This is a genomic window from Anaerolineae bacterium, from assembly GCA_025062375.1.
Lineage (GTDB): Bacteria > Chloroflexota > Anaerolineae > SpSt-600 > SpSt-600 > SpSt-600.
The window spans coordinates 1-6,318 of the sequence record JANXAG010000059.1; the positions used below are offsets into that span (position 1 = coordinate 1).

Here is a 6,318-nt window from a genome sequence, read left to right on the forward strand (position 1 = left end):
AAAACAATCTTTATGGAGGGAAAGATGCGGCGCATTCTCGTCCTTCATGGCCCCAACCTGAACCTGCTGGGCCAGCGGGAGCCGGAGATTTATGGCCGGGTCACGCTGGAGGAGATCAACGAGCAACTCCGGGCCTGCGCGGACAAACGAGGCGCAGAGTTGCGCATTTTCCAATCCAACCATGAGGGAGCCCTGATAGACGCCATCCACCAGGCCATCGGCTGGGCCGACGGGATTCTCATCAACCCTGGCGGCTACACGCATACCAGCGTGGCGCTGCGGGACGCCATCGCCGCCAGCGGGCTGCCTGCGGTGGAAGTCCACCTCTCCAACATCCACGCCCGCGAGCCCTTCCGGCACACCTCGCTGATCGCGCCCGTGTGCGTCGGCCAGATTTGCGGCTTCGGCTGGCGCAGTTACCTTCTGGGGCTGATCGCGCTGCTGGATATCCTGGAGACAGAGCGAAAGCCCCCTTGAAAACGAGATTGCGGCCCCTTTCCGCCTGCAGGACAAGCTGCTCGGGCTCCATCGGGATAATAGACCGGATTTTCTCCCCGAAAGCGCGCTTTAGGCAGTGGAAGGCAAAGCGGCCGGGAGTTTTTGCAATTTTCGCCACTGGTGTTATAATTAAATTGGGGAGGGGGGAGATGGCCAGCGTAACTTTTGAGCATGTTACCAAAAATTTTGGAAAAGTCGTAGCTGTTCGCGATCTTACGCTCCACATAGAGGATAAAGAATTTCTGGTCTTTGTAGGTCCATCGGGCTGTGGCAAGTCCACCATCTTGAGGCTTATTGCGGGACTGGAAGAGCCTACTGAGGGCAAAATCTACATCGGCGACCGCCTGGTTAACGATGTTCCCCCGAAGGACAGGGATGTAGCTATGGTTTTCCAGAGCTACGCTCTTTACCCTCATATGAATGTCTTTGATAACATGGCTTTCGGCCTTAAACTCCGCAAGTTCCCCAAGCATGAAATTGAGCGCCGGGTAAGAGAAGCGGCCAGAATTTTAGAGATAGAGGATTTGCTGCATCGCAAGCCCAGAGAGCTATCGGGCGGGCAGCGGCAACGGGTAGCTTTGGGAAGAGCCATTGTGCGGGAACCCAAGGTCTTCCTCTTGGATGAGCCCCTATCCAACCTGGATGCCAAACTGCGCGTTCAGACGCGGGCTGAGCTCATAAAACTTCACCAGCGGCTCCAGACCACTTTTGTCTACGTAACCCACGACCAAATGGAGGCCATGACCATGGGTACCCGTATAGCGGTTCTCAAAGATGGAGTCCTTCAGCAGGTGGATACACCCCAAAAGCTCTATAAGGAACCCGCTAACCTCTTTGTGGCCGGCTTCATTGGCAGCCCTTCCATGAACTTCTTTGAAGCAGTGGTGGCCGAAGAGGACGGCAAACTTGTAGTAGATGTGGGGACTTTCCGCGTCCAAATTCCCGACTCTAAAAGGGAAAAGGCTCTTCCCCTCAAAGGTAAGAAAGTAATCTTCGGAATAAGGCCCGAGCATATCTACGCCCCACCTTACGTTCCTCCCGGCATAAGTGCTGCCTCTGTCCGGGCTGAAGTGGACATAACCGAGCTTATGGGGAATGAAATCTTTCTCTACCTTCTGAGCGGTAAAAACCGTTTCCTGGCCCGGGTTGATCCCAGGGTTCATGTGAGGCCAGGGGAAATAATTGAAGTGGTTATGGACATGGAAAACATGCACCTTTTTGACGCTGTTACAGAAAAAGCCCTTTTGCACTGAGGAAGCCGTGCTACCGGTTTTCACTCGCAAGTTCCAGCGAAACGAGAAAAACTTTATGCCCCGTTCTTGCTATGGCGGGGCATAATTTTTCAAAACCAAATAGGAGGGTAAAAATGAAGCGTTATGCTTACATAATTTTTGCAGGCCTAATGGTGCTTGCTCTGACGTTGAATGCCTGCAAGCCTGCTCCAACCCCCACTCCTGTTCCTCCAACACCGACCCCTGTTCCACCAACTCCTGCCCCACCAACCCCCACCGTCCCACCCACGCCGGTCCTTAAAGGCACTGTTACCCTGTGGCATGCCTGGAAGGAAAAGGAAATTGAGAGCCTCAATGAAGTGATAAAGGCCTTCCAAGCCAAATACCCAGAAGTGAAATTTGACGTCCTATATGTCCCCTTTGATGACCTGCGCGGCAAGTATGAGACCGCTGCCTCTACTGGCGGTGGGCCAGCTGTGCTGATCGGCGCTGCCGACTGGGGCCCACCTTTCTATGAGGCCAAGCTTGTGGCAGATTTAACTCCATTTGTAACCAAGGAGTTCCTGGACACCATCCAGGAAGCAGCTCTGGGCGCGGTTAAATATAAAGGCGCCATCATTGGCCTCCCTCAAACCCTCAAAGGGGTCCTTATGTTCCGCAATAAGACCATTATCCCTCAGGCCCCCAAGACGTGGGAAGAGCTGGTGGCCGCCGCGAAAGCCGCCACTAAGGGCGATGTAGTCGGCGCTAACCTGGAATATGGCTTCTTCTTCTCCGCCGCTCACCTCCATGGCATTGGCGGCAAATTGATGGAGGAGAACGGTGACCCTGCCTTCAACAACGAAAAGGGTGTGGAATGGGTTAAGCTTCTGCTCTCCTTCAAAGAGGCGGGCCCCACTGAATACTATACAGATAACGATGTCAACCTCTTCAAGGCAGGGAAGGCCGGCATAATTATTGATGGCTCCTGGAACCTGAGCGCCCTGGCAGAAGCGATAGGCCCGGAAAATCTGGCTATTGACCCATGGCCTGCATACAAGGATGGCCACCTCTCTGGCTATGTCCAAACTGAAAACATCTACCTCAACCCCAACGTTACGGGCGACGACCAGAAGGCAGCCGTGGCTTTCATCCTTTTCTTCCTCTCTCCCGAAGCCCAGGCCATCCTGGCTGATCCCGCCAAGGCAGCTCATATCCCGGCCATCAAGGGTGTGGAGGTGAAAGATCCTCTCATGAAGCAGGTGATGGAAGCTTTTGCCCTGGGCACCCCCTTCCCCGTAATCCCAGAGATGAGCGCCTATTGGGCTCCAATGGACACCGCCCTGAAGTCGGTCTTTGACGAGGGAGCCGACCCAGCGCAGGCTCTCCAGAAGGCCTACGAGAGCATAGTGGCTAAGATCAAAGAGATAAGGGGTGGCCAGTAAGACATAGCCTTCGCCATGAGGGGTTAAACAGTGCGGGTGGAGGGGGTGAGAACCTTCTCCACCCGCTTGTCTTTTGGAAGGAGGCAGGATTATGAAAGGGGTAGCTCCTTCTTCCCGTTGGGATAGCTTCCGCCGTAAGCTGAGAGCCTCTTTAGGGCCGTGGCTTTATGTAGCCCCAGCGGGAATAGTGATGTTAATCATAACTTTCTTCCCCCAGGCTTTCCAGGTATGGATGGCCTTCACCGATTTTCGCATCAAACATTTGCGCTTCAATCTCTTCAACCCTAACACCTGGGAACAATTTGCCCCGCCTTTTGTGGGATTTGCCAACTTCTACAAAATCCTTACCAATCAACTGGCAATAGAGAACTATGACTTCTGGCGGCTTCTTCTGTTCAATATCGTGTGGACGGTGACCAACGTCTTTTTCCATGTGGTCCTGGGGGTTGGGATCGCTCTGGCCCTGAACAGCAGAGGATTGAAAGGGCGGCGAATTTACCGGGCGCTTTTTGTCCTGCCCTGGGCTCTGCCGGGATACATCACTGCCCTCACTTGGAGGAATATGTATGACCCGCGCTTTGGCGCCATTAACCAGCTTATAGAGGTCATTAACAGAACTTTCGGTACCAGTTTCCCCACGGATACCCGTTGGTTGGAAGTGGCGCAGCCTCCGATCGGCGGCCCCCTCAGTTTTTTGCCCCTTTCCTTCTACTGCGTGCTCCTGGCTAACATCTGGCTGGGATGGCCTTTCATGACCGTGGTGGCAACGGGAGCTCTTCAGGCTATCCCCGAGGAACTTTACGAGGCTGCCTCCATTGATGGTGCCAGTGGCTGGCAGAAATTCTGGAAAATTACTGTCCCACTCATACGTCCGGCGATGGTGCCAGCCATAATGCTGGGAACTATATGGACTTTCAACCAGTTCAATGTCATCTACTTCATTTCAGGTGGAGGACCCTTTGGGCGGACTGAAATCCTGGTGACTCAGGCCTTTAAGCTGGTTTATGAGCAGCGGCTTTACGGAGTGGCGGCAGCCTTCAGCCTTGTCGTCTTCTTCATCCTCCTCATCATCACCCTTATAAACAACCGCATAACAAGGGCAACGGAGGCGTACTATGCATAAGGGCAAAGCCATCCTGCGGCAGATCGCTTTGCATTTATTCCTTCTGGCCGTCACCGCCTTCGTCCTTTTCCCCATTCTCTGGATAGTATCACTGGCTCTGGACCCGCGCAATATTGATAAGCCGCTGGAGCTACGCCTGATCCCTCCCGGCGCTTCCTTGCATGCTTTCCGGAAAATACTTTTTGAACCCTTCCGTCTTCTGTGCAGGAACCCTTCCGATATTTCCACCTGCATGACTTTCTCCAAGCTCCTCTTTAATAGTTTGCTGGTTTCCCTGGGGACAAGTGTTATCGCCGTGATCCTGGGGGCTTCTGCGGCTTATGCTTTCTCCCGCTTTCAATTTATAGGACGAGAGGCGGGCATGTTGGGGTTTATCGTGCTCCTGATGCTGCCTGCATCGGCCACTTTAGCCCCTCTTTATGTTCTTCTGAGCCAGATCAAAATTGGTGGGGAACCCCTGAGGGCCACTTTGCCCGGCCTTATGCTGGCTTACGGCTCAGGAGCGCTGCCCTTTTCCATCTGGAACCTGAAAGGTTACTTTGACACAGTACCGCGAGAACTGGAGGAAGCTGCCCTCATAGATGGAGCTACCCAGCTCCAGGTCTTCCGCCATGTTGTGATACCTCTATCGGCTCCTGCCATTGCTGTAACTATCCTCTTCGGTTTCATGAGCGGCTGGACTGAATTCATTCTGGCCTGGACCTTCCTGGAGAACCCGAGCCGTTTTACCCTGGCGATGGCCTTGCGGGCAATGCAGGGACAGTTCGCAACCCCTTGGTCGGAGTTTGCGGCCCTCTCCATCCTCATGAGCATACCGGTGGTTCTTCTCTTCTTTGCCCTCCAGAGATACATTGTTTCCGGTCTGGCCATGGGAGCTGTTAAAGGTTAATTGATGGAGGATGAAGATGGTCAGGATAGGGGTTTTAACCAGTGGTGGTGATTCTCCGGGCATGAATGCTTGTATTAGGGCTGTTGTGCGCAGAGGGACCAGCCTGGGCATGGAGGTATGGGGAATAAAAAGGGGATTCAAGGGACTTATCAACGGCGAAATGGAAAAGCTGGATAACCGGAAAGTGGGTGGAATTATTCAAAAGGGGGGTACATTCCTTCAGACAGCACGTTGCCCGGAGTTCAAGGACCCGAAAGTGATGAGGGAAGGTTTGCGTCGCCTCAATGAGGCAAACATAGAAGGCCTGGTCATCATTGGTGGGGATGGCTCCATGCGTGGGGCTTATGCCCTCTATAAAATGGGATTTCCGGTGGTGGGAGTTCCGGCCAGCATTGACAATGATGTCTGGGGGACGGATATGGCCATAGGGGTTGATACTGCCCTCAATGCAGTGCTTCTGGCCATAGATCGGATAAAAGATACTGCCACTTCTCACGGCCGGGCTTTCCTTATAGAAGTTATGGGTCGGCAAAGTGGTTACCTTGCCCTGATGGGTGGGCTGGCTGGTGGAGCGGAAGCGGTGCTGATACCGGAAAAGGACACCTCTCTGGAAGAAGTTGCCAGTATAATAGAAGACGCTTACATCAAGGGCAAGCCTCACGCCATTATTGTCATTGCCGAAGGGGCGAAATACAAAACTCACGAAGTAGCTTCTTTCCTCACCAAGGACGAAGTGGGCTTTGAAGTGCGCACCACTATCCTGGGCCATATTCAGAGGGGAGGTTCTCCCACAGCTTTTGATCGTATCCTGGCCACTCGCTTTGGCGTAGCTGCTGTAGAGGCGCTTGCCAGCGGGCAGAAAGGGGTAATGGTGGCCCTGGTGGGCAACAAAGTGGAGCTAATACCGCTGGAAGAAGTGGTTAGCAAAAACAGAGGTTTGGATCTCAAACTTTTGGAAATGGCCAACGTGCTGGCTCAGTAAAACCGCAATAGCCTGTCATACAACAACTGAAAGAGCGGGCCCCGAACTCCCCATCCGGTAAAATTTAAAGGCCTTTCCCAAAAACCTTAAAAGGGAGCGATCAACCACCTTTAGCACCCTCCCCACGAGTGGGACCCAGAGCCGTGGCGAACCCAAAGCCCACGAGGGTG

The 6,318-nt window shown here is 53.5% G+C and carries 6 protein-coding genes; all 6 read left to right on the plus strand.

All coding sequences use genetic code 11. The annotated features are described in order from the left end of the window. Positions 1-24: 24 nt before the first annotated feature. Positions 25-477: a type II 3-dehydroquinate dehydratase gene (gene aroQ / locus NZ653_09805; GenBank protein MCS7287414.1), complete on the plus strand. Its 453-nt coding sequence runs from the start codon at positions 25-27 to the stop codon at positions 475-477. Between the two features lie 170 nt (positions 478-647). Then, the gene (gene ugpC / locus NZ653_09810) at positions 648-1,751 is read left to right on the plus strand and encodes a sn-glycerol-3-phosphate ABC transporter ATP-binding protein UgpC (GenBank protein ID MCS7287415.1); all 1,104 of its coding nucleotides are present in this window, start codon (positions 648-650) and stop codon (positions 1,749-1,751) included. A gap of 113 nt (positions 1,752-1,864) precedes the next feature. After that, positions 1,865-3,154, plus strand: a complete 1,290-nt coding sequence (locus NZ653_09815) for an extracellular solute-binding protein (GenBank protein ID MCS7287416.1) — start codon at positions 1,865-1,867, stop codon at positions 3,152-3,154. Positions 3,155-3,245: 91 nt separating this feature from the next. Then, positions 3,246-4,277, plus strand: coding sequence for a sugar ABC transporter permease (locus NZ653_09820; GenBank protein MCS7287417.1), 1,032 nt, complete (start codon positions 3,246-3,248; stop codon positions 4,275-4,277). After that, positions 4,270-5,166 (plus strand): ABC transporter permease subunit, encoded by an 897-nt coding sequence (locus NZ653_09825; protein ID MCS7287418.1) that lies wholly within the window; start codon positions 4,270-4,272, stop codon positions 5,164-5,166. The genes NZ653_09820 and NZ653_09825 overlap by 8 nt, the downstream gene beginning before the upstream one ends. A gap of 16 nt (positions 5,167-5,182) precedes the next feature. After that, complete coding sequence (pfkA, locus tag NZ653_09830; protein MCS7287419.1) at positions 5,183-6,148, plus strand: 6-phosphofructokinase; 966 nt, start codon at positions 5,183-5,185, stop codon at positions 6,146-6,148. Positions 6,149-6,318 lie beyond the last annotated feature (170 nt).

Coding starts and splice junctions, on each gene's coding strand:
- NZ653_09815 (MCS7287416.1), top strand. CDS start 1,865: ATGAAGCGTTATGCTTACATAATTTTTGCAGGCCTAATGGTGCTTGCT.
- pfkA (MCS7287419.1), top strand. CDS start 5,183: ATGGTCAGGATAGGGGTTTTAACCAGTGGTGGTGATTCTCCGGGCATG.
- NZ653_09820 (MCS7287417.1), top strand. CDS start 3,246: ATGAAAGGGGTAGCTCCTTCTTCCCGTTGGGATAGCTTCCGCCGTAAG.
- ugpC (MCS7287415.1), top strand. CDS start 648: ATGGCCAGCGTAACTTTTGAGCATGTTACCAAAAATTTTGGAAAAGTC.
- aroQ (MCS7287414.1), top strand. CDS start 25: ATGCGGCGCATTCTCGTCCTTCATGGCCCCAACCTGAACCTGCTGGGC.
- NZ653_09825 (MCS7287418.1), top strand. CDS start 4,270: ATGCATAAGGGCAAAGCCATCCTGCGGCAGATCGCTTTGCATTTATTC.